Annotated in this window: 26 protein-coding genes and 1 pseudogene; 10 read left to right on the top strand and 17 right to left on the bottom strand. The window is 65.2% G+C overall.

Going from position 1 to position 19,748, the window contains the following annotated elements:
• Nucleotide 1: 1 nt before the first annotated feature.
• Together QOJ24_RS05135 and secY are read right to left on the bottom strand one after the other, a co-directional pair.
• On the bottom strand, nucleotides 2-550 hold the full coding sequence (locus tag QOJ24_RS05135; protein ID WP_526259749.1) for an adenylate kinase: 549 nt from the start codon (nucleotides 548-550) through the stop codon (nucleotides 2-4).
• On the bottom strand, nucleotides 547-1,872 hold the full coding sequence (secY, locus tag QOJ24_RS05130; RefSeq protein WP_526259748.1) for a preprotein translocase subunit SecY: 1,326 nt from the start codon (nucleotides 1,870-1,872) through the stop codon (nucleotides 547-549). Before secY ends, QOJ24_RS05135 begins: the two co-directional genes overlap by 4 nt.
• Nucleotides 1,873-2,175: 303 nt before the next feature.
• Between secY and QOJ24_RS05125 the strand changes: the two genes are divergently transcribed.
• From QOJ24_RS05125 to QOJ24_RS05110, 4 genes are read left to right on the top strand one after another with little or no spacing between them, the layout of a single operon-like run.
• Nucleotides 2,176-3,105 (top strand): class I SAM-dependent methyltransferase, encoded by a 930-nt coding sequence (locus QOJ24_RS05125; RefSeq protein WP_526259746.1) that lies wholly within the window; start codon nucleotides 2,176-2,178, stop codon nucleotides 3,103-3,105.
• On the top strand, nucleotides 3,105-4,010 hold the full coding sequence (locus QOJ24_RS05120) for a class I SAM-dependent methyltransferase (RefSeq protein ID WP_526259744.1): 906 nt from the start codon (nucleotides 3,105-3,107) through the stop codon (nucleotides 4,008-4,010). Before QOJ24_RS05125 ends, QOJ24_RS05120 begins: the two co-directional genes overlap by 1 nt.
• An 8-nt stretch (nucleotides 4,011-4,018) precedes the next feature.
• A complete protein-coding gene (locus tag QOJ24_RS05115) occupies nucleotides 4,019-4,915 on the top strand; it encodes an SAM-dependent methyltransferase (RefSeq protein ID WP_526259742.1) in 897 nt (298 codons plus the stop codon).
• An 8-nt stretch (nucleotides 4,916-4,923) separates the two neighbouring features.
• Complete coding sequence (locus QOJ24_RS05110; protein WP_526259740.1) at nucleotides 4,924-5,823, top strand: class I SAM-dependent methyltransferase; 900 nt, start codon at nucleotides 4,924-4,926, stop codon at nucleotides 5,821-5,823.
• 14 nt (nucleotides 5,824-5,837) lie between these two features.
• Here the strand turns inward: QOJ24_RS05110 and QOJ24_RS05105 are convergent, their stop codons facing one another.
• Nucleotides 5,838-6,521 (bottom strand): class I SAM-dependent methyltransferase, encoded by a 684-nt coding sequence (locus tag QOJ24_RS05105; protein ID WP_526259738.1) that lies wholly within the window; start codon nucleotides 6,519-6,521, stop codon nucleotides 5,838-5,840.
• A gap of 74 nt (nucleotides 6,522-6,595) precedes the next feature.
• On the opposite strand from QOJ24_RS05105, the gene QOJ24_RS05100 reads away from it, so the two are divergent.
• Nucleotides 6,596-7,459, top strand: a complete 864-nt coding sequence (locus QOJ24_RS05100; RefSeq protein WP_526259736.1) for a helix-turn-helix transcriptional regulator — start codon at nucleotides 6,596-6,598, stop codon at nucleotides 7,457-7,459.
• Between the two features lie 9 nt (nucleotides 7,460-7,468).
• On the opposite strand, the gene QOJ24_RS05095 is transcribed toward QOJ24_RS05100, so the two are convergent.
• Nucleotides 7,469-8,473 (bottom strand): RNA polymerase subunit sigma-70, encoded by a 1,005-nt coding sequence (locus QOJ24_RS05095; protein WP_526259735.1) that lies wholly within the window; start codon nucleotides 8,471-8,473, stop codon nucleotides 7,469-7,471.
• Between the two features lie 161 nt (nucleotides 8,474-8,634).
• Between QOJ24_RS05095 and QOJ24_RS05090 the strand changes: the two genes are divergently transcribed.
• Complete coding sequence (locus QOJ24_RS05090) at nucleotides 8,635-9,381, top strand: SDR family NAD(P)-dependent oxidoreductase (RefSeq protein ID WP_526259733.1); 747 nt, start codon at nucleotides 8,635-8,637, stop codon at nucleotides 9,379-9,381.
• A gap of 13 nt (nucleotides 9,382-9,394) precedes the next feature.
• Here QOJ24_RS05090 and sppA read toward each other — a convergent pair whose 3' ends face one another.
• Entirely contained in the window at nucleotides 9,395-11,194 is a 1,800-nt protein-coding gene (gene sppA / locus QOJ24_RS05085; protein ID WP_526259731.1) for a signal peptide peptidase SppA, read from the bottom strand.
• Nucleotides 11,195-11,249: 55 nt separating this feature from the next.
• On the opposite strand from sppA, the gene QOJ24_RS05080 reads away from it, so the two are divergent.
• Nucleotides 11,250-12,176, top strand: coding sequence for an LLM class flavin-dependent oxidoreductase (locus tag QOJ24_RS05080; protein WP_526259729.1), 927 nt, complete (start codon nucleotides 11,250-11,252; stop codon nucleotides 12,174-12,176).
• On the opposite strand, the gene QOJ24_RS05075 is transcribed toward QOJ24_RS05080, so the two are convergent.
• Nucleotides 12,157-12,894: a helix-turn-helix transcriptional regulator gene (locus QOJ24_RS05075; RefSeq protein ID WP_526259727.1), complete on the bottom strand. Its 738-nt coding sequence runs from the start codon at nucleotides 12,892-12,894 to the stop codon at nucleotides 12,157-12,159. The genes QOJ24_RS05080 and QOJ24_RS05075 overlap by 20 nt on opposite strands.
• A 105-nt stretch (nucleotides 12,895-12,999) precedes the next feature.
• On the opposite strand from QOJ24_RS05075, the gene QOJ24_RS05070 reads away from it, so the two are divergent.
• On the top strand, nucleotides 13,000-13,542 hold the full coding sequence (locus QOJ24_RS05070; RefSeq protein ID WP_526259725.1) for a DUF2231 domain-containing protein: 543 nt from the start codon (nucleotides 13,000-13,002) through the stop codon (nucleotides 13,540-13,542).
• Nucleotides 13,543-13,544: 2 nt separating this feature from the next.
• A complete protein-coding gene (locus tag QOJ24_RS05065; RefSeq protein WP_526259723.1) occupies nucleotides 13,545-13,985 on the top strand; it encodes a hypothetical protein in 441 nt (146 codons plus the stop codon).
• Between the two features lie 25 nt (nucleotides 13,986-14,010).
• Here QOJ24_RS05065 and QOJ24_RS05060 read toward each other — a convergent pair.
• A pseudogene (locus tag QOJ24_RS05060) lies at nucleotides 14,011-14,103 on the bottom strand (hypothetical protein); the annotation flags it as partial.
• 310 nt (nucleotides 14,104-14,413) lie between these two features.
• Here QOJ24_RS05060 and QOJ24_RS05055 point away from each other — a divergent pair.
• A complete protein-coding gene (locus QOJ24_RS05055; protein ID WP_526259721.1) occupies nucleotides 14,414-14,920 on the top strand; it encodes a peptidoglycan recognition protein family protein in 507 nt (168 codons plus the stop codon).
• 61 nt (nucleotides 14,921-14,981) lie between these two features.
• Here QOJ24_RS05055 and rplO read toward each other — a convergent pair whose 3' ends face one another.
• From rplO to rplN, 10 genes are all read right to left on the bottom strand, one after another.
• Nucleotides 14,982-15,428, bottom strand: a complete 447-nt coding sequence (gene rplO / locus QOJ24_RS05050; RefSeq protein WP_526259719.1) for a 50S ribosomal protein L15 — start codon at nucleotides 15,426-15,428, stop codon at nucleotides 14,982-14,984.
• A 4-nt stretch (nucleotides 15,429-15,432) separates the two neighbouring features.
• Nucleotides 15,433-15,612, bottom strand: coding sequence for a 50S ribosomal protein L30 (rpmD, locus tag QOJ24_RS05045; RefSeq protein WP_526259718.1), 180 nt, complete (start codon nucleotides 15,610-15,612; stop codon nucleotides 15,433-15,435).
• A gap of 2 nt (nucleotides 15,613-15,614) precedes the next feature.
• Nucleotides 15,615-16,292 carry a 30S ribosomal protein S5 gene (rpsE, locus tag QOJ24_RS05040; RefSeq protein WP_526259716.1) on the bottom strand — a complete coding sequence of 226 codons (678 nt, stop codon included), beginning with the start codon at nucleotides 16,290-16,292 and terminating at the stop codon, nucleotides 15,615-15,617.
• A gap of 37 nt (nucleotides 16,293-16,329) precedes the next feature.
• Nucleotides 16,330-16,743, bottom strand: a complete 414-nt coding sequence (gene rplR / locus QOJ24_RS05035; protein ID WP_526259714.1) for a 50S ribosomal protein L18 — start codon at nucleotides 16,741-16,743, stop codon at nucleotides 16,330-16,332.
• Nucleotides 16,744-16,745: 2 nt separating this feature from the next.
• Nucleotides 16,746-17,285, bottom strand: a complete 540-nt coding sequence (gene rplF, locus QOJ24_RS05030; protein ID WP_526259712.1) for a 50S ribosomal protein L6 — start codon at nucleotides 17,283-17,285, stop codon at nucleotides 16,746-16,748.
• A gap of 12 nt (nucleotides 17,286-17,297) precedes the next feature.
• Nucleotides 17,298-17,696 carry a 30S ribosomal protein S8 gene (gene rpsH, locus QOJ24_RS05025; RefSeq protein WP_123026926.1) on the bottom strand — a complete coding sequence of 133 codons (399 nt, stop codon included), beginning with the start codon at nucleotides 17,694-17,696 and terminating at the stop codon, nucleotides 17,298-17,300.
• Between the two features lie 84 nt (nucleotides 17,697-17,780).
• Nucleotides 17,781-17,966 (bottom strand): type Z 30S ribosomal protein S14, encoded by a 186-nt coding sequence (locus QOJ24_RS05020; RefSeq protein WP_006245130.1) that lies wholly within the window; start codon nucleotides 17,964-17,966, stop codon nucleotides 17,781-17,783.
• A gap of 4 nt (nucleotides 17,967-17,970) precedes the next feature.
• Nucleotides 17,971-18,543, bottom strand: coding sequence for a 50S ribosomal protein L5 (rplE, locus tag QOJ24_RS05015; RefSeq protein WP_526259710.1), 573 nt, complete (start codon nucleotides 18,541-18,543; stop codon nucleotides 17,971-17,973).
• A gap of 2 nt (nucleotides 18,544-18,545) precedes the next feature.
• A complete protein-coding gene (gene rplX, locus QOJ24_RS05010) occupies nucleotides 18,546-18,863 on the bottom strand; it encodes a 50S ribosomal protein L24 (RefSeq protein WP_526259708.1) in 318 nt (105 codons plus the stop codon).
• A complete protein-coding gene (gene rplN / locus QOJ24_RS05005) occupies nucleotides 18,864-19,232 on the bottom strand; it encodes a 50S ribosomal protein L14 (RefSeq protein ID WP_526259706.1) in 369 nt (122 codons plus the stop codon).
• Nucleotides 19,233-19,748 lie beyond the last annotated feature (516 nt).

The raw sequence follows: 19,748 nt of genomic DNA, 5'->3' as shown, positions 1-19,748 counted from the left end.
GTTACCTGCCGAGTGCGCGGAGCGCGCGGGCGAAAACCTCGTCGAGTCCACCGATCGCGTCGACGGTCTGCAGGTTGTTGTGGCTGTAGTACTCGAGCAGCGGCCTGGTCTCGTCGGCGTACACCTTCATCCGGTTGTGGATGACTTCTTCGGTGTCGTCGGCGCGTCCGCGGGCCTTGAGCCGGGTGAACAACTCGTCCTCGGAGACCGCGAACTCCAGCACGGCGTCCAGCTTGGTGTCGTGGTTCTCGAGCATCTCGTCGAGCGCCTCCGCCTGCGCGACCGAGCGGGGGTATCCGTCCAAAATGAAACCGTCGGCGGCGTCGGCCTGCTCGATGCGGTCCTCGACCAACTTGTTCGTCAGCTCCGAAGGCACAAGGTCGCCTGCGTCAAGGTAGCGCTTGGCCTCCAGGCCCAACGGGGTGCCGGAACTGATGTTCTCGCGGAAAAGGTCGCCTGTGGAGATCTGCGGAATGCCGAGCTTCTCGGAAAGCTTCTGCGCCTGCGTCCCCTTGCCCGCCCCCGGCGGCCCAAGCAGTACGACCCTCACTTCAGGAACCCTTCGTAGTTGCGCTGCATCAGCTGGCTCTCGATCTGTTTGACCGTATCCAAGCCGACGCCAACCATGATCAGAACAGCTGTACCGCCGAACGGTATGTTCTGCACTCCGCCGGTGTTGCCGATCTCCAGGAACAGGTTCGGCAGGACGGCGATGACGCCCAGGTAGATCGAGCCGGGCAGGGTGATCCGGTTGAGCACGAAGCGTAGGTAGTCGGCGGTGGGCTTGCCGGGCCGGATGCCGGGGATGAAGCCGCCGTACTTCTTCATCTCATCGGCGCGCTCGTCGACGTTGAATTGCACCGACACATAGAAGTAGGTGAAGAAGACGATCAGGCCGAAGTAGACGGCGATGTAGGTCGGGCTGGCCGGGTTGGTCAGGTAGTTCGCGACGAACTTGTCCCACCAACCGTTGCCTGGATTGGACTGCCCGCTCTGGATCAGCTGGGTGATCAGGTGCGGGATGTAGATCAGCGACGACGCGAAGATCACCGGGATGACGCCGGCCTGGTTGACCTTCAACGGCAGATACGTCGACGTGCCGCCATACATTCGGCGGCCGACCATTCGCTTGGCGTACTGCACCGGGATACGGCGCTGGCCCTGCTCGACGAACACCACTCCGATGATGATCACCAAGGCTGCGATGCAGACCGCGGTGAAGACGACCGGGCCGCGGCTGTCGAGGATGGTCTTGCCCTCAGACGGGATGCGGGCGGCGATGCTGGCGAAGATCATCAGCGACATGCCGTTACCGATGCCGCGCTCCTGGATCAGCTCCCCCATCCACATCACCAGCGTCGCGCCTGCGGTCATCACAAGGACGATGACGGCGAGGGAGAAGATCGACGTGCTCTGGATGATGTCGAGGGTGCAGCCCTGCAGCAGCCCGCCGTTGGCGGCCAGCGCCACGATGCTGGTGGCCTGCAGGAGCGCCAGAGCGACCGAAAGGTAGCGGGTGTACTGGGTGAGTTTGGCCTGGCCCGCCTGCCCCTCTTTGCGTAGCTCTTCGAAGCGCGGAATGACGACCCCGAGCAGCTGCACGATGATGCTCGCGGTGATATAGGGCATGATGCCGATCGCGAACACCGCCAGCTTCAGCAGCGCGCCGCCGGAGAACAGGTTGATCAGCGAATAGATCTGCGCCGAGTCACCCCCGCTGAGCTGCGTGAGGCACTTCTCCACGTTGCCGTAGTTGACGCCGGGAGACGGGATCGACGCGCCGATCCGGTACAGGATCAGGATCGCCAGGGTGAAAAGGATCTTGCGTCGTAGGTCAGCCGTCCGCAGCGATGAGATGAAAGCCGAGAGCACTCTTCCTCCTGCGCAGCCGGGCTCATATCGCGGCGTGCCAATGTGGCTGGTCTCTACCAGCGGCGGTTACGTCGTGTGCGCACGCCCCGAGCAGCCTGGGTGCTGGTCAGCCCAGGCTATAAACCTGTGCCCAGCCTGCGGAGTCACGCAGTCTCCGAGAGTAACAGTTGCCGAAGGTCTATCCCGCATCCGCTGGGCAAGGCACTGAGGTCAGGCAACCTTTCAGCTATCAGGCGTACAGTCTGATTCGGCTGGTTACATCAGCTAAGTAAATTGACGGACAGCGATCGACAGGGGTTCTTCATGGCTCGCACGGACGACGACAGCTGGGATTTGGCCTCCAGCGTGGGAGCGACCGCGACAATGGTGGCAGCGGCCAGGGCGATGGTGAGCAGGATCGATGGTGCGCTGATCAGCGACCCGTACGCCGAGCCGCTGGTGCGGGCGGTCGGTGTCGACGTGTTCACCAGACTCGCCAGCGGCGAACTGGACCCGTCCGCGTTCGCCGTCGATGACGACCAGAACGCCGGGATGGACCGGATGGTCGACAATATGGCGGTCAGGACGAAGTTCTTCGACGACTTCTTCACCGACGCGACGACCGCGGGGATCCGGCAGGTCGTGATCCTGGCAGCGGGCCTGGATTCGCGCGCTTACCGGTTGCAGTGGCCAGCGGGCACCGTCGTGTACGAGGTGGACCAGCCTCAGGTGGTCGACTTCAAGTCGCGCACGCTCGCCGAGATCGGCGCGCAGCCGACCTCCGACCGCCGCACAGTCGCAGTCGACCTGCGTTTCGACTGGCCTGCCGCATTGAAGGAGGCGGGTTTCGACGCCGATCAGCCGACGGCGTGGAGCGCCGAAGGGCTGCTGGGATATCTGCCGCCCGACGCCCAGGACCGGCTGCTGGACACCGTCACCGCGCTGAGTGCCCCCGGCAGCTGGCTGGCCACCGAGAGCACACCGCCGATCGACCAGAAGGACGTCGACGAGGCGATGGAGAAAATGCAGTCGGCCGCCGACCGGTGGCGCGAACACGGCTACGACCTCGACTGGGCGAACCTCGTCTACCTCGGCGACCGCAACGAGCCCGCCGACTACCTGACCGCACAGGGCTGGGACGTGAGCGGCGCCAAAGTCAATGAGCTACTGACCGCCAACGGTTACCCGCCGTTCGACGGCGACACGCCCTTCACCAACCTGAGCTACATCAGCGGCACCCTGCGGGGTAAGTGATGGCAAGGGTCGACGCAGACAGCTGGGACATCGCGTCCAGCGTCGGTGCCACCGCAACGATGGTCGCCGCGGCAAGGGCGATCGCCAGCCGAGAGCCGGATGCGCTGATCGACGACCCGTTCGCCGAACCGCTCGTGCGCGCCGTCGGACTGGACTTCTTCACCCGTCTGATCGACGGCGAGATCGGAACGGCTGACGACGACGGTGGAGCCGCCACCCAACTCTTGACCAACGTGATGGCGGTGCGCACCCGCTTCTTCGACGACTTCTTCACGGGAGCGACAGCGGCGGGGATCGACCAGGCGGTGATCCTGGCCTCCGGCCTCGACGCCCGCGCGTACCGGTTGCCGTGGCCCGCGGGCACCGTGGTCTATGAAATCGACCAGCCCAAGGTCATCGAGTTTAAGAACGGGACGATGACGTCGATCGGTGCGGAGCCGACGGCCCAGCGTCGCGCGGTGAGCATCGACCTTCGTGAGGACTGGCCTGCCGAGTTGCGGCGCAACGGATTCGACGACACCAAGCCGGCGGCTTGGTCGGCTGAAGGACTGCTGGTCTACCTGCCGCCCGAGGCCCAGGACCGTCTCTTCGACAACATCGCAACGCTGTCGGCGCCGGGCAGCAGGCTGGCCACCGAATACCATCCCGATGCAGGCGCAAGCATGGGTCGGCGCGCAGAGGAGTTCCGTCAACGGTGGCAGAAGCACGGGTTCGACGTGAACCTCGCTGATCTGTTCTATCCCGGTGAGCGCAACCCCGTCGTGGAGTACCTCACCGAGCACGGTTGGCAGGTGACGGCCCGCAACCGGACAGAGATGTTCACCGAGTACGGACGACAGTTCCCTGACAGCGAAGAACTCGCACCGATGCGTGACTCGCTCGCCGTCACCGCAATTCGACAGTAGGAAATCTCTTGGCACGCACAGACAACGACAGCTGGGATCTGGCCTCGAGCGTGGGAGCCACCGCGACCGCGGTCGCGGCGTCCCGTGCTGTGGCCTCCCAGGGCCCCGACGCGCTTCTCGACGACCCGTTCGCCGAGCCATTGGTGCGCGCGGTCGGCCTCGACGAATTCCTGAAGGTCGTCAACGGTGAGGCTTTCAACGAGAACGATCCGGTGATGACCCGCAGAGCGATGAGCGAGCAGATTGCGGTCCGCACAAGGTTTTTCGACGACTTCTTCACCGCCGCCTCCGAAGCAGGAATACGGCAGGCCGTAATTCTGGCGGCGGGCCTGGATACCCGGGCCTACCGTTTGAGTTGGCCCGCGAACACCGATGTGTACGAAGTCGATCAGCCTGAGGTCCTCGCGTTCAAGACCGCGACGCTCGACGGGCTCGGAGCGGCGCCGACTGCACAGCGCAAGACCGTCGCCATCGACCTGCGCGACGACTGGCCGTCGGCTCTGCGTGCGGCAGGATTCGATTCGGCTCAGCCGACCGCGTGGATCGCCGAGGGTTTGTTGCCATATCTGCCGCCCGACGCGCAGGACCGGTTGTTCGACAACGTCACCGCGCTTTCTGCCGCAGGCAGTCGCCTGGCGACCGAGCACATGAACACCACCAATCTGCCCGACGATTGGGTCGATCGAATCAACGACCGATGGCGCCGCGCGGGCTCGAACATCAACCTGAGTGACCTCTTCTACCCCGGAAAGCGAAACGAGGCGCGCAACTACCTGTCGTCGCAGGGGTGGCAGGTCGCGGTCAATTCGACCAAGGCGCTCTACGATGAGCACGGTTTCACCTTTCCCGACGACGAATTGGCGAGGATGATGGGCGATTCCGGGTACCTCACCGCAACCCGTTAAGGAGCACGATGGCCCGGACTGACAACGACTCCTGGGATTTAGCGTCCAGCGTCGGTGCGACCGCGACAATGGTCGCCGCACAACGCGCTCTGGCCCATCGTGACGGGTTGATCGACGATCCGTACGCCGAGCCGTTGGTGCGGGCTGTCGGACTGAACTTCTTCGTCCGCGCGCTCGACGGAGAGATCAACCTCGAGGACGTGGATCCCCGGTTCAGCCTCCAGCGCGCCGCACAGGGCATGGCGGTGCGCACACGTCATTTCGACAGGCTGTTCACCGATGCCGCGGCCGACGGCGGCCGCCAGGCCGTGATCCTGGCGGCGGGCTTGGATGCACGGGCCTACCGATTGCCGTGGCCGGAGGGAACCACCGTCTTCGAGGTCGATCAGCCGGAAGTGATCGAGTTCAAGGCCAAGACACTGGCCGGCTTGGGCGCAGACGCCAAGGCGGACCGCCGCACGGTCCCGATCGATCTTCGCGAGGACTGGCCGAAGGCGTTGCTGGACAATGGGTTCGACCCCGGTCAACCGACGGCGTGGACTGCGGAAGGCCTGCTCATCTACCTGCCGCCGGAAGCGCAGGATCTGTTGTTCGACAGGATCGACGATCTCAGTGCACCCGGCAGCCGGGTCGCCACCGAGCACATCCCGGATGTCAGCATGTTCTCCGACGAGCGGTCGCAGGTGATCTCGGATCGGCTCAAGCAGTATGGCCACGACTTCGAGATGGCCGATCTGATATATCACGGTAAACGCAATGACGTCATCGAGTACCTCGAGCAGCACGGCTGGCATGTGTCGGCGCGAAAGATGCCGGACGCGTACGCCGACAACGGGTTCGAGTTCCCCGAAGACGGTGCGATCGGGTTATTCACCGATATGAGCTACCTGAGCGCAATTAAGCGCTAGAACACTGATGTGACTCAGCCGTTCGGCCGCGTGGCGCGATAGAAGGTCAGTCGTCCGATGAGGCGATGCCGTTGCGTGGCGACCTCGCTGCAGTCAAAGCCTGCGTCACGCAGCAGACGCGGTATCGCGTCGCCGAGATTGCCGACGGCGTGGCTGCTGCGCAGCATGCGGCGCGCGGCGATACCATCGGCAGCCGTCATGGGGCCACCGATATCGAGGACGTGCAACCTGCCGCCTGGACGTAGCACGCGAAAGGCCTCGGCAGCCGTCGCCGCCTTGGTCGCGTCGTCCAGGTGGTGCAACATCATCGAGGACAGCACGCGGTCGAACTCGCCGTCGCCGAACGGCAGACTCTGGGCGTAACCGCGTTCGAAGCGGATTGCGCTCAGCCCAGCCGCCTTCCGGTGTGCGCGGACGAGTGCCTTCGGATCAGGGTCGAGACCGACCAACTCCGTTCCCGGATGCAGTCGCTTGGCGCGCAGGGTGACGTTACCTGTCCCGCAGCCGATTTCCAGCACCCTCTGCCCGTCGGCCAGGTCGGCCTGGGCGACCAGCTTGTCGTAGTTCCTCCGCATGCCGAGCAGGCGGGTCAGCATGTCGTAGCCGGGAAGCAACACATGGAGTCCAGCGGCGGGTAGATAGTCGTGAGCGTTCGCCGGCGCATGGACGGAGGGGGTATGTGGATGATGTTCGGTCATGACAGCAATGATGTCCGCCCTGAAAACAGGATAATTGGTCGATAGTCGTCGATACTTGGACTATCTTTAGGCCGATGGATCAGCTGGCCCGCCTGGTTCGGCATCGGGGCGGCGTCCCGATGTACGCATATCCGACCGGTCTGGACGTCCCTCCTGTCGCGTTGGTCCACGGAGGCCATGACGATGTACTCGACCGCGGCAGGCACATCCATGACTTCCCGGCGCTGTGGTATTCCGCGACGGACGCGCTCGTCTACGTCGCCGCCGCAGATGAGGTACTGGACCCCGCACGAATGGCACATCGTGAGGACGGTGTCGGAATTTTCTTCGACCACTCCGTCCTCGGCGGCAGCGGCACGCCGCTATGGCCTGCATGGAACGGGCACCCGTTGTTGTTCCCGTTTCTACACGGGCGGCCCGGCGGGCTGCTGGAGTTGCATCTGCCGCCGGACAGGCGTGCCGCGTGGGACACCGCGGTCCGGGCGATCGAGATCGAGTTGTCCGACCGGCAAGAGGGTTACCGGCAGGCCGCGGTTTCACACCTGACCTTGTTGCTCATCGATGTCGCGCGCCTGGCAGGAGATGTCGTGAAGGATCTGACGCGGGCAGGTGAACCGCTGTTGGCAGACGTCTTCGCGGTGATCGAACGTCGCCATGCCGAGCCGCTGTCACTGCGGGAGGTGGCAGACGAGATCGGCATGACTCCAGGACATCTGACCACTGTGGTGCGTCGACGCACGGGACGCACGGTCGTCGAATGGATCAGCGAACGCAGGATGGCCGAGGCGCGCACCCTGCTCGCGGAGACGGATTTGTCCGTCGGCGAGATCGCGCGTCGTGTCGGTATGGCGGATCCGGGCTACTTCAGCCGGGTGTTCCGCCGGGCCCACGGCAATTCGCCCCGGTCATGGCGCGGTGCGCCAAGCGGGCGGCGATGATTCCTCGCGTCAGTCGTTCTCATACAGCGATCGAGGCAGCCCAAACCAACTCAGCGCACCGCCTTCGAATCGCGTCATCGCACTGATCCGGTCGGCGGCCAGAGTGAGCACCAGCAGGCCGGCTCCGTGGCAGATTCCACCGGTGTTGGCACGAAGGTAGGTCGCGAACGCCGGCTGACCGTTCGACCGGGTCGGCACCAGCCGGTAGCGCCGGCCACTGCCAAACATGGTGGCGTAGAAGTGCGCGATCACGTCGCGCCCTTGATATTCGAAAGGCAAGGGCGGCATGGAGAGGTTCACGTCGGCGGTGAGAAGCTCGACCACTGCGTCGACATCGCCTGCCTCGAACGCACGGACGAACTTCGCCACGACCGCACGCTCGGCAGGCGAATCCGGTGCGGGCGGAGGTTCGTCTGCACGCGGAAGCCGCTGCTGCAGACTGGATCTGGCGCGTTTGAGGGCGCTGGTGACCGACTCGACCGTGGAGCCGAGCATGTCGGCGACCTCGGTCGCGTGGTACCCGAGCACCTCCCGCAGGATCAGCACGGCACGTTGGCGAGGCGGTAGAAGCTGCAGTGCGGTGACGAAGGCGAGCGAGATGGCTTCGTTCTGTTCATATCGCGCTTGCGGGTCGCCACTGTCGACGGCACCCTCGCGCAGTACGTCGGGATACGGTTCGAGCCATACGACCTCGCCCAACCGTGTCGGCTCGGGCACTTTCATATCGGTGATGTCCCACTCCTTGGCTGGTAGTCGGTGCGCGGAGCGCAGAGCGTTCAGGCACCGATTCGTAGCGATGCGGTAAAGCCACGTGCGGATGGATGCACGGCCCTCGAACGTCCGCAGACCCTGCCAAGCCGCCAGCATCGTGTCCTGCAGGACATCCTCGGCGTCCTGGTAGGAGCCGAGCATCCGATAACAGTGCACCTGCAACTCCCGCCGGTGCGGATCGGTCAACTTGCGGAACGCTTCACCGTCACCGGCCTGCGCCCTGATCACCAGGTCGGCTGTCATCACTTCACTCTCGCGTTGCGGCTCACCCTCCTGGGCAGCCTGATGTATTGACACCGGCGGGGCCGGAAAATGGGCGGTGGAACCGCGCCAGATCTCCCGGTCAGTGGTGTCTACACATTCGACGGCTGAAAAAGACAGCTGCGTGAAAGGAAGTGGACATCATGAGTGATCTATCGGACAGGACGATCATGGTCGTCGGGGCGAGTCGAGGTCTGGGTCGCGGTATCGCCCTCGCATTCGACGAAGCGGGTGCGCCGGTGGTCGCGGTCGCCCGCTCTCGGCCCGCGCTCGACGAGCTGATCGCGGCCGGCAGAAATGTCCATGCCGAGTCGGCCGATGCCACCGACGCAACAACGGCTTGGAGCCTGCTGGACCGGCACAGGCCACAGGTTCTCATCCTGGTTGCAGGTGCGAATCCGGTGATGCGATCACTAGCGCACCAGACGTGGGAAACGTTCTCCGCCAACTGGCACACCGATGTGAAGATCGCGTTCACGTGGCTTCGCGAGGCGCTGCTGCAACCGCTACCGCCCGGCGGCCGGGTGATCGTGGTCAGCAGCGGCGCCGCGATCAACGGTTCACCCGCCAGCGGCGGTTACGCCGGCGCGAAGGCCACCCAGCGGTTCATCGCCGGATACGCCCACGAGGAGGCGCGCCTCGCCGGTCTCGACATCAACGTCACCGCGGTCATGCCGAGGATGACTCCGTTCGGCGACATCGGAAGACGCGGAATCCGCGCCTACGCCGCCCGAAGCGGGCAATCCGAGCACGACTACCTCGAGAAGCTGGGGCGCGTCGTGACTCCGGAACTCGCGGGGTCTGTTCTCGTCGACCTGGTCCGTCAGGATTCGACGACCATCGCGCCTGACTACCTGCTCACGGGTGATGGTCTGCAGCGGCTGCCCTGACCGTCGGAGAAGCTCAGAAGCGGTAGTTGCCGAGCCAGAGTGCGGACGCGCCCGTCAAGGATCCCTCGACCTGACCGAACATCTCCGTCACGGACCGGCCGAGCAACCCGGCGACGGCCTCGGGCAGCGAGGCCGCAGCCGGTTGGGACGACGGCTTGGGGCGCAGGAAGTCCAGAAACGACGACCCGGGATAGCTGACGATGCGGACGTCGTCGTCCTCGTCATGGCCGGCGAGCACCTTGGCCCGGTTGATCGCGGTGCGCAGGCCGCCGAGTTCGTCGACGAGGCCCTTCTCGAGGGCGTCGGCACCGGTCCACACCCTGCCGCGCGCCACCGCGTCGACGGCCTCCACGCTGAGCTTGCGGCCCTGCGCGACGCGTTCGATGAAATCGGTGTAGAACAGATCGGCCTCGGCCTCGACGTGAGCGTGTTGCTCGTCGGTGAACGGTTTGTTGATCGACCACGCATCGGCGTTCTCGTTGGTGCGCACCGAATCCGAGCCGACCCCCAGCCGGTCCTTGAGTTCGCGGGCCACCAGCTTGCCGGTCACCACACCGATCGATCCAGTGATCGTGCCCGCGTTGGCGACGATCGCGTCAGCGCCCATCGACACGTAGTAGCCGCCGGATGCCGCCACGGCACCCATCGATGCGACGACGGGCGTGCCGCCGGCGCGCACCCGGCTCACCTCGTGCCAAATGGTCTCCGACCCGGTGACCGAGCCGCCGGGGCTGTCGACCCGCAGCACGATCGCCGACACCGACTCGTTGGCGGCTGCTTCGCGCAGCGCTGCGGCGATGGTGTCTCCGCCCGCGCTGGAGTTGCCGAACGGCAGCACCTGCGGGCCACCGCGACCGCTGACGATCGGTCCGTGCAGGGTGACGACGGCGATCGTCGGCTTGGGCTTGCGGCCGGGGATCGACGGCAGCTGCGGCCCCGGCCGGTTCGCCGACGCCTTGGCATAACGCGAAAGGTACAGCCGAGGCGGCGCATCGGGGTGGCTGTCAGCGTCGCCGGTCTCCGGCGAAATACCTGGTGCTCCAACGAGTTCGCTGATACGCGCGTACGCCTCGTCGCGGAAGCCGATCCGGTCGACCAGCCGTCCGGTCACGGCGTCGTCGCGGAGCAGCGGTGCCTTGTTCGCCAGTTCATCGACAGCGGCCGGTTCGATGTGCCGGGAGGCGGCAATCTGCTTCCACACCTGCCCGTGCAGGCTGTCCAGCAGCCGGCTGTCCGCCTCGCGGTGGGCTTCGGTATAGCGGTCCTGCGTGAAAAGGTTTGCGGCTGACTTGTATTCGCCTCGGGCGACGAACTGCGCTTCAATGCCCGCCTTGTCGAGAGCGTCGCGCAGGAACAGCGCGTTGGTCGCGAAGCCGACGAGTCCGACAGTTCCGGACGGCTGCATCCACACCTCGCGGAAGGCCGACGCGAGATAGTAGGACAGCGTGCCGGGATAGGTCTCGGCCCACGCCAGCGACGGTTTGACGTCGCTGAAGGCGGCGATGGCGTCGCGAAGCTCCTGAACCGGACCGGCTGCGGCGGCCGGGATCTGCACCCGGGCGATCAGGCCGGAGATCCGTGGGTCGTCGGCGGCCCGGTGGATCGCCGCGATCGCCTCCCGCAGGACGAGCGGCCTGCCGCTGCCGCCGATGATCGCCATCGGGTCGAATCCGCTCGCCTCTGGTGGTGCGGACAGCAGATCGAGCTCCAGCACGCACCCGTCGGGCACACCGTGGTGGCGGGCGGTGTCTACTTTGCGGACCAGAGAGCGCAGGTCGTCGGCGTCGGGGATGCCGGGCAGAAAGCTGAACATGGCCCGAGCCTACCGACGAGACCACGCGGACAGCTTCGACGCCTACCTTGGATACGTGAGGTTCTCGATCTCAATCCCCCAGCTGGACTACGACCGCTTCGACGATGCGGGCGTGAAGGACTATCTCGTCCGCGCTGAGGAACTCGGCTTCGAAGGCGGCTGGACGATGGAGCAGGTCGTCGGCGGGTCCCCGCAGATCGCGCCGCTGCAGATGCTGGCCTACGCCGCCGCGTGCACCACCCGGCTCCGGTTGGGGGTCGCGGTGCTGATCACCACGCTGCATGACCCTCTGCAGCTGGCGTGGGCAGTCACCGGCGTCGACCGGCTCAGCCACGGCCGGGTGGACGTCGGCGTCGGTCACGGCGGCAACTTCCGTCCGTTTGAGGCGTTCGGTGTGCAGAAGTCGACGTTCATCAGCTACTTCACCGAGGGCATCAAGCTGATGAAGGCGGCATGGTCCGACGAGCCGAAGGTCACGTTTCACGGCCGATTTCGGGATGTCGACGGCCTGCCGATTTCGCCGAAGCCCGTCCAGCGGCCGCATCCGCCTCTGTGGATCGGCGGTACCGCCCCCAAGGCGCTGGCCCGCGCCGTGCGTCTGGGAGACGCATTCATCGGTGCCGGCTCATCGACCACGCAGACATTCGCCAAGGCCGTGCATACCCTCCGCCACGAACTCGACGAACAGGATAAAGACGCAACCCGTTTCACCATCGGCAAGCGGGTCTATTTGATGATCGACGACGACGCCCAGCGCGCGCGGGAGCGTGTCGTCGGCGGACTGCACCGCATCTACGGGGACATGCCGGGGATCGAGAAAGTTCCTGTGTCGGGCACGCCCGACGAGGTCGCGCAGGGTGTCCGGGAGGTCATCGATGCGGGCGCCGAGATGGTCCTGCTGAATCCCGTCGGCGCCAGTGTCGCCGAGGACCGCGAGCAGATGGAACGGCTTGCCGCCGAGGTCATCCCGCACTTGGCGTGAGGTCATCAGCAGGCTGCGCGCCTAACCGCAGTTCGACGCAACATTCGCCGGCCGATGGAGCAAGAACGGCGTGGACGGTCTCGATCCCCAGTCCGGCGACTACGCCGGAGACGAAGGCGTGGTTGAGTGAACACACGAGCTCGGGCATGGCACCGGCCAGCGGATGGAATGGGCAGTTTCGCAGACGTACGCAACCCAAGCCCGTTCGGTAGGGCTCGAATCCGCAGCCGGTGAGGACCTCCTCGGCGAAGGTCATTCCGCGTTCTGCGCCGACCCTGCCACGGCGCATTCGATTTCTAATCTCTGCAGCCGCGGCCACTCCCCGAGCGTGAGCCACGCGCGTCGAGGCCGCCCGCGCCGAGCCATGCCGATCCTCGAGAAGTAGGGCGCCCGCCAGGATTTCGGCAAGCAGTTCGTGACGACGAGCCGGAATGCTCAGCTCGACCCCGACGTCTGATGCGACGTAGATCTTCGGCGGACGCCCCCTGGCGGCGTGTGGCTCCTTGAACCGGAATCGCAAAAGGCCGACCTCGACGAGCCTGTCCAAGTGGAACGCGGCCAGCTTGCGCGAGATGCCGACCGCTGAGGCGGCCTCATCGCGGCTGACCGGCCGGCGCGCCGCCCGCGCGAACTCGTAGAGGCGTCGTCTCAAGCCGTCACTCAATGACGCGATCGCATCGATCGCGGTGCCGTCGCGTAACGCCGCATGCTCGTCCACTAGGAGAACATTAACGCCAATGCCCTTGGATGGAATCTGCCTCTTGACTGCAGACACGTATTAAGACCAACATTAATTAGCTAAAAGCGCGACCTAAGGGGCATCATGAGCACCCACATGGAACAAGCGAAACAGCCCGTGAGCCGACTGTTGGCGGGACCCTACGGGCACCCTTTCCATCCCATTCTCGTCACGATCCCGATCGGCGCCTGGGTATCGAGTTTGGTCTTCGACATCGGTTCATTCCTCGTCGCTGAGCCAGCGTTTCTCAGGGAGGGGTCCAAGTGGTTGATCGACATCGGCGCAATCGGTGCGGTGGCCGCAGCGCTAGTCGGACTCCTTGACTTGATCGCGATCCCGTCGGGGACCCGGGCGTTCGGGGTGGGGCTGATTCACATGACGCTGAACCTCGTCGTCACGGCCGCTTACGTCGCAAACGCCGCGTGGCGGTACAACACCGACTACCCACAGGACTCCGCCGTCGGGTGGGGACCGCTGGTGGTCTCGATCGTTTCGCTTGCCGCACTTGCACTGTCGGGATATCTGGGCGGCATGCTCTCCTACCGCTTCGGCGTGAGGGTGGCCGCTGAGTCGGTGCAGGAGGACGGATACCGGAGTCGGAATGACAGCGGAGAACAGGAGAAATGACCATGGCTATCGCGTCTCTCATTGTCTGGATCCTCACTGCGGGCGGCGGTGCGTTCATGCTCGCCAAATGGGTCCGCGGCGGCGGCCACCGTGCATCGACGGCGTCAAGTTTGCCTCCGGCGGTCGTGTTTGGGCACTTCGTCCTGGCAGCGGTCGGCTTGGTGCTGTGGATCGTCTACGTGATAACCGATAACCACGCGATCGGCTGGATCGGCCTGGCGCTACTCGCTCCGGTCGCGATCCTCGGGTTCGTGATGGTCGCCCGCTGGGCGTCGGCCCGCAGGGCCGGATCAATGGCGGGGCAACCGACTACGGCGCCCGGCAGCCAGCTTCAAGACGCCCCGGAACGATCCTTTCCCGTAGCGGTCGTCGTCGCACACGGCGTCCTTGCGGTGGCGACGATTGTGCTGGCGCTGCTGGCACTTTCCGAGATCGGCGGATGAGGCAAGTTCAGCGATTGCGGTAAGGCCGTCCATCCTCGCCTCGGTCGTGAACCGCGACTATGTGCGGATGCCATAGAGATGAACTGCCCCTTACGTATCGTGCCCGTATGGACGCATCTCCGCCCCGACGATCGAGGCCCGCCTCCGGGATCAGCCGGCGCGGATTGCTACGCCTGGCCGCGACAGCTGGTATCGCAGTCACGGCGGCGGCTGCATGCTCGACGCGGACTGCACGCCCCTCTTCCCCGCCCGCATCGAGCCCTGCTCTGCAGCCGAGTTCGGCCCCATCCACGATCACAAACCCGCCGCTGGCACCTGTGGTGTCGCCCTCGCCGTCGGTGATTCCTGCTTCGAACGCAATGCTGTGCCGCGACGCCTGGCGGGCTGCACCGCCGCGAGCGGGCGGAATTCCTCATGTTCCGAACTTCATGACGATCCACCACACAGCTGTCGTGCTTGGCGACAATGCCAACGCACCCGCTCGACTACGGCAGCACCAGCACTACCACCAGGACACCCAGGGCTGGATCGATATCGCTTATCACCTCAGCGTCGACCGCAGGGGAAACATCTACGAGTTGAGGGATCCGAACCTCGTCGGCGACACCGCAACAAGCTATGACCCCACCGGCCACTTCCTCGTGGTGTGCGAGGGGAATTTCGACGAAGAGGACATAACGGAAGAGCAGCTCAACGGCGCCGCGCTCGCATTCGCTTGGGCGGCAGAGCAATACGGCATCCCGGCCGATCGACTCGCTGGACACAAAGACGCCAGCGGCGACACTTCCTGCCCCGGCGCGAGCCTTTACGCTCGTATTCCCGACCTCAAGGGCCGTGTCGGCGTCCTCTTGGCAGCAGGACCGGTGAACCTGCAGAAGATCTGCGGGCCCGACGCCGACGCGATTGTCGGTGAGATCGAGTCCGGCGTCCGCTGAGAAACGCGAAAGCCCCCGACACGCCGAGGCGACCGGGGGCTTTGGCGACTTGTCGCGGAGACTAAGCGGCGTCGGTCGTGGAACCGCCTGCGGCGGTGATCTTTTCCTTCGCACTGCCGCTGAACTTGTGCGCGGTGACGTTGACCTTCACGGTCAGCTTGCCGTCGCCGAGCACCTTCACCAGCGAGTTCTTCCGGACCGCGCCTGCGGCCACGAGCTCGTCGACACCTACGTCGCCGCCCTTAGGGAACAGCCTGTTCAGGTCGCCGACGTTGACCACCTCGTAGGAGGTGCGGAACCGGTTGCGGAAGCCCTTGAGCTTGGGCAGCCGCATGTGGATCGGCATCTGGCCACCCTCGAACGTCGCGGGGACGTTCTTGCGGGCCTTCGTGCCCTTCGTACCGCGACCGGCGGTCTTGCCCTTGGAGCCCTCGCCGCGGCCGACGCGTGTCTTGGCGGTCTTCGAGCCGGGGGCCGGCTTCAAATCGTGGAGCTTGATCGGCGTCATCTTCTTAAACTTCCTCCACCTCTATGAGGTGATGCACGGTCTTGATGAGCCCGCGGGTCTGGACGTTGTCCTCACGGACGACCGACTGACGGATTTTGCGCAGTCCCAGCGAGCGCAGGCTCTCCTTCTGGCGCCAGCGCGCACCGATGGTGCTGCGCACCTGGGTGATTTTCAGCTCTGCCATGGCTAAGCCGATCCTTCACGCGTGGCGCTCGCGGCCACTGCCGCCTCTGCCTCGCGGCGCGCCCGCAGCATGCTGGGCGGCGCCACGTCCTCGATGGGAAGGCCACGACGGGCCGCCACCTCTTCTGGACGCTGCAGCAGCTTCAGCGCAGCAACGGTGGCGTGCACCACGTTGATTGCGTTGTCACTGCCCAGCGACTTGGCCAGGATGTCGTGCACGCCTGCGCATTCCAGCACCGCGCGGGCAGCGCCACCGGCGATCACACCGGTACCGGGGCTGGCCGGGCGCAGCATGACCACACCCGCAGCGGCCTCACCCTGAACCGGATGCGTGATGGTGCTGCCGATCAGCGGAACGCGGAAGAAGCCCTTGCGAGCCTCCTCGACACCCTTTGCGATCGCGGCGGGAACTTCCTTGGCCTTGCCGTAGCCGACGCCGACCATGCCGTTGCCGTCGCCGACGATCACCAGAGCGGTGAAGCTGAACCGCCGTCCACCCTTGACCACCTTGGAGACGCGGTTGATCGTGACGACGCGCTCGATGTAGTTGCTCTTCTCGCCACCGTCGCGATCGCGACGACCGCCGCGATCGTCACGGCGTCCCCGGCCGTCGCGGTCACCGCGAGCCGGCCTGCCGTCCGAACTCGAAGGCCCGGCGGCGCCTGCTGCCTGCTCGGCCATTACGTAGTCCTTCCAATTGTTTTCAGGTCATTCGTCATCAGAACTTCAACCCGCCTTCGCGTGCCGCGTCGGCCAGCGCTGCGAGCCGGCCGCCGTAGGTGTAGCCACCCCGGTCGAACACGACCGTCTCGATCCCCGCGGCCTTGGCGCGCTCGGCGATCAGCTGACCGACCCGCTTGCTGTGGGCCTTCTTGTCGCCATCCACACCGCGCACGTCGGCCTCGATGGACGACGCGGCAGCCACCGTGGTGCCGGTCAGGTCGTCCACCAGCTGCACGTGGATGTGCCGCGCGGAGCGGTGCACAACCAGGCGCGGCGTGTCGGCCGATCCTTCGATCTTCTTACGCAGCCGTGCGTGCCTGCGCAGCCGCGACGTGCGGCGCGCCGCTGCGACGCTCTGCCCGGCTCCGGGCTTCTGCTTTGCGCCTTTTGTCTTCTGGGCTTGAGCCATAGCTACTTACCTGTCTTTCCGACCTTGCGGCGGATCTGCTCACCTTCGTAGCGGATGCCCTTGCCCTTGTACGGGTCGCTCTTCCGCAGACGACGAATGTTGGCGGCGATCTGGCCGACCTTCTGCTTGTCGATACCGGTGACCGAGAACTTCGTCGGCGTCTCCACCGCGAAGGTGACGCCCTCGGGGGCGGTGATCATCACCGGGTGGCTGTAGCCGAGGGCGAACTCGAGATCGCTGCCCCTGGCGACCACGCGGTAACCCACGCCGAAGATCTCCATCTTGATCGTGTAACCGTCGGTGACGCCGGTGACGAGGTTGGCCACCAGCGTGCGCGACAGCCCGTGCAGCGAGCGGTTGCGCCGCTCGTCGTCGGGGCGGGTCACCACGATGGCGCCGTCGTCGTCTCTGGCTATCGTGATCGGCTCGGCCACCGCGAGGTCCAGGGTGCCCTTGGGCCCCTTGACCGAGACGTTCTGGCCGTCGATCGTCACGTCGACTCCGGCGGGTACCGGAACCGGCTGCTTACCAATGCGCGACATGGCTAGTCCCCCTCACCAGACGTACGCGAGGACTTCGCCGCCCACGCCTTGTCGTGACGCCTGGCGGTCGGTCAGCAGCCCCGAGGACGTGGAGATGATCGCCACGCCGAGGCCGCCGAGCACCCGCGGCAGGTTGGTCGATTTCGCGTACACCCGCAGGCCTGGCTTGGACACCCGGCGCAGGCCCGCAATGCTGCGTTCACGGCTCGGGCCGTACTTGAGTTCGACGATCAGCGACTTGCCCACTCGAGCATCCTCGGTGTGATAGTCGGTGATGTAGCCCTCCGCCTTGAGGATCTCGGCGATGTTCGCCTTGATCTTCGAATGCGGCAGGGTCACCTCATCGTGGTACGCCGAATTGGCGTTGCGCAGACGTGTCAAGAAGTCTGCGATCGGATCCGTCATGGTCATGACAGCCGGTTCACCTTCCTCGCGGCGGTTCCCGTCTTAAGGGCCTACCGCAACTTTCTGTCGAATGGGACGTGGTCTTGGGAGTTACCAGCTGGACTTCTGCACACCTGGCAGCTCGCCGGCGTGTGCCATCTCGCGCAGGCAGATGCGGCACAGCCCGAACTTGCGGTAGACCGCGTGCGGGCGACCGCACCTGTTGCAGCGGGTGTAGCCGCGCACCTTGAACTTGGGCTTCTTATTGGCCTTGTTGACCAGAGCCTTCTTTGCCATCTGTTCAGTTCTCCTTGAACGGAAAGCCGAGAGCCCGCAACAGCGCCCGTCCTTCGTCGTCGTTCGTCGCCGTCGTGACGACGGTGATGTCCATGCCACGGGGGCGGTCGATGGAGTCCACGTCGATCTCGTGGAACACCGACTGCTCTGACAACCCGAAGGTGTAGTTGCCGCGGCCGTCGAATTGCTTGGGACTCAGTCCGCGGAAGTCGCGAATACGCGGCAGCGCGATCGAAATCAGCCGGTCCAGGAACTCCCACATCCGGTCGCCGCGCAGTGTCACGCGCGCGCCGATCGGCATGCCTTCGCGCAGCTTGAACTGAGCGATCGACTTCGTCGCCTTACGCACCTCGGGCTTCTGGCCGGTGATCAGCGCAAGGTCGTTGACCGCGCCGTTGATCAGCTTGGCGTCGCGGGCGGCATCGCCGACGCCCATGTTCACGACGACCTTGACCACGCCGGGGATCTGCATCACGTTGCCGTAGCTGAATTCTTTTTGCAGCGAGTCGCGAATCTCTTCGCGGTAGCGCTGCTTCAGGCGAGGCAGAGTCTTCTCTGTCGTTTCAGCCGTAGTCATTCTCAGATGTCCTTGCCGTTGGTCTTGGCGATGCGGACGTTCTTGCCGCTCTCATCGTCTTTCCGGTAGCCGATGCGGGTCGGCTTGCCGTCGGAGTCGACCACCATCACGTTGGACACGTGAATCGGCGCCTCCTGCGTGACGATGCCGCCCGACGACGCACCACGCTCGGTGCGGGATACCGGGGTGTGCTTCTTGATCCGGTTGACGCCCTCGACAAGAATCTTGTTGCGGGTCGGATACGCCTGCAGCACCTTGCCTTTGGCGCCCTTGTCCTTGCCCGAGACGACCAGGACGGTGTCGCCCTTGTGGACCTTCATCTACAACACCTCCGGAGCGAGCGAGACGATTTTCATGAAGCGCTTCTCGCGCAGTTCACGACCGACCGGGCCGAAGATGCGCGTGCCGCGTGGATCGTTGTCCGGCTTGATGATGACGGCGGCGTTCTCGTCGAACTTGATGTAGCTGCCGTCGGCGCGGCGGCGCTCCTTGACGGTGCGCACGATGACGGCCTTGACGACCTCACCGCGCTTGACGTTGCCACCGGGGATGGCCTCCTTGACGGTGGCCACGATGATGTCGCCGATACCGGCATAACGCCGCGCCGATCCACCGAGCACGCGGATGCACAAGATCTCCTTGGCGCCCGTGTTGTCGGCGACCTTCACCCGCGATTCCTGCTGAATCACTCGATCTCCTCGACCTGGTTACGTATGCACGGCAGATACCGACCTGACGTGCGCGGTCTTGCGTCACCGAAGAGCACGCAGGGTCTTCTTCGTCAGAAGAGAACCGAGGTCTGCCCAAGGCAACCAGTGAATTCTAGGCGACGACCAGCAATGCACCAAATCGCCGCTGGTCAGCACCCACCCAGCGCCCACCCCAGCCCCACCCCCATCCCGCGAGAGAGCGTGTCTGCTGCTCGACACGCCGCTGGCCCGGCGACGTTTGCGCACCCTCGCCGCCCGCGAACGTGCAGGTCGACCGGCCAATGCCGGCGGGTTATCGGCGAAAGCCGGTGCCGCTGCGGATCAGCGGCAGCGTCGCGTTGGTCGCAAAACCCGCGGGCGCGTCGCGATGTCGTCGTTGTCGACGGCATTGCCGCCACGAGCCCGCAGCGCACTGCCTTCGACCTTGCTCGCCACCTCCCGCGAGACCTGGCGGTCGCTCGCCTCGATGCGCTTGCCCGAGCGACAGGCATCGAC

The organism is Mycobacterium sp. (assembly GCF_032159775.1).
Classification (GTDB): Bacteria; Actinomycetota; Actinomycetes; order Mycobacteriales; family Mycobacteriaceae; genus Mycobacterium.
This window is presented reverse-complemented; position numbering and strand designations above follow the sequence as displayed.

Excerpts from the sequence above, each read along its gene's own strand:
- QOJ24_RS05105 (WP_526259738.1), bottom strand. The coding sequence starts at position 6,521 with ATGACCGAACATCATCCACATACCCCCTCCGTCCATGCGCCGGCGAAC.
- rplE (WP_526259710.1), bottom strand. The coding sequence starts at position 18,543 with ATGACTACGGCTGAAACGACAGAGAAGACTCTGCCTCGCCTGAAGCAG.
- rplR (WP_526259714.1), bottom strand. The coding sequence starts at position 16,743 with ATGGCTCAAGCCCAGAAGACAAAAGGCGCAAAGCAGAAGCCCGGAGCC.
- QOJ24_RS05020 (WP_006245130.1), bottom strand. The coding sequence starts at position 17,966 with ATGGCAAAGAAGGCTCTGGTCAACAAGGCCAATAAGAAGCCCAAGTTC.
- QOJ24_RS05055 (WP_526259721.1), top strand. The coding sequence starts at position 14,414 with ATGACGATCCACCACACAGCTGTCGTGCTTGGCGACAATGCCAACGCA.
- sppA (WP_526259731.1), bottom strand. The coding sequence starts at position 11,194 with ATGTTCAGCTTTCTGCCCGGCATCCCCGACGCCGACGACCTGCGCTCT.
- QOJ24_RS05090 (WP_526259733.1), top strand. The coding sequence starts at position 8,635 with ATGAGTGATCTATCGGACAGGACGATCATGGTCGTCGGGGCGAGTCGA.
- QOJ24_RS05110 (WP_526259740.1), top strand. The coding sequence starts at position 4,924 with ATGGCCCGGACTGACAACGACTCCTGGGATTTAGCGTCCAGCGTCGGT.
- QOJ24_RS05120 (WP_526259744.1), top strand. The coding sequence starts at position 3,105 with ATGGCAAGGGTCGACGCAGACAGCTGGGACATCGCGTCCAGCGTCGGT.
- rplF (WP_526259712.1), bottom strand. The coding sequence starts at position 17,285 with ATGTCGCGCATTGGTAAGCAGCCGGTTCCGGTACCCGCCGGAGTCGAC.
- QOJ24_RS05095 (WP_526259735.1), bottom strand. The coding sequence starts at position 8,473 with ATGACAGCCGACCTGGTGATCAGGGCGCAGGCCGGTGACGGTGAAGCG.
- rpsE (WP_526259716.1), bottom strand. The coding sequence starts at position 16,292 with ATGGCCGAGCAGGCAGCAGGCGCCGCCGGGCCTTCGAGTTCGGACGGC.
- rpmD (WP_526259718.1), bottom strand. The coding sequence starts at position 15,612 with ATGGCAGAGCTGAAAATCACCCAGGTGCGCAGCACCATCGGTGCGCGC.
- rplX (WP_526259708.1), bottom strand. The coding sequence starts at position 18,863 with ATGAAGGTCCACAAGGGCGACACCGTCCTGGTCGTCTCGGGCAAGGAC.
- QOJ24_RS05065 (WP_526259723.1), top strand. The coding sequence starts at position 13,545 with ATGGCTATCGCGTCTCTCATTGTCTGGATCCTCACTGCGGGCGGCGGT.
- QOJ24_RS05070 (WP_526259725.1), top strand. The coding sequence starts at position 13,000 with ATGAGCACCCACATGGAACAAGCGAAACAGCCCGTGAGCCGACTGTTG.
- QOJ24_RS05100 (WP_526259736.1), top strand. The coding sequence starts at position 6,596 with ATGGATCAGCTGGCCCGCCTGGTTCGGCATCGGGGCGGCGTCCCGATG.
- rplO (WP_526259719.1), bottom strand. The coding sequence starts at position 15,428 with ATGACGCCGATCAAGCTCCACGATTTGAAGCCGGCCCCCGGCTCGAAG.
- QOJ24_RS05125 (WP_526259746.1), top strand. The coding sequence starts at position 2,176 with ATGGCTCGCACGGACGACGACAGCTGGGATTTGGCCTCCAGCGTGGGA.
- rpsH (WP_123026926.1), bottom strand. The coding sequence starts at position 17,696 with ATGACCATGACGGATCCGATCGCAGACTTCTTGACACGTCTGCGCAAC.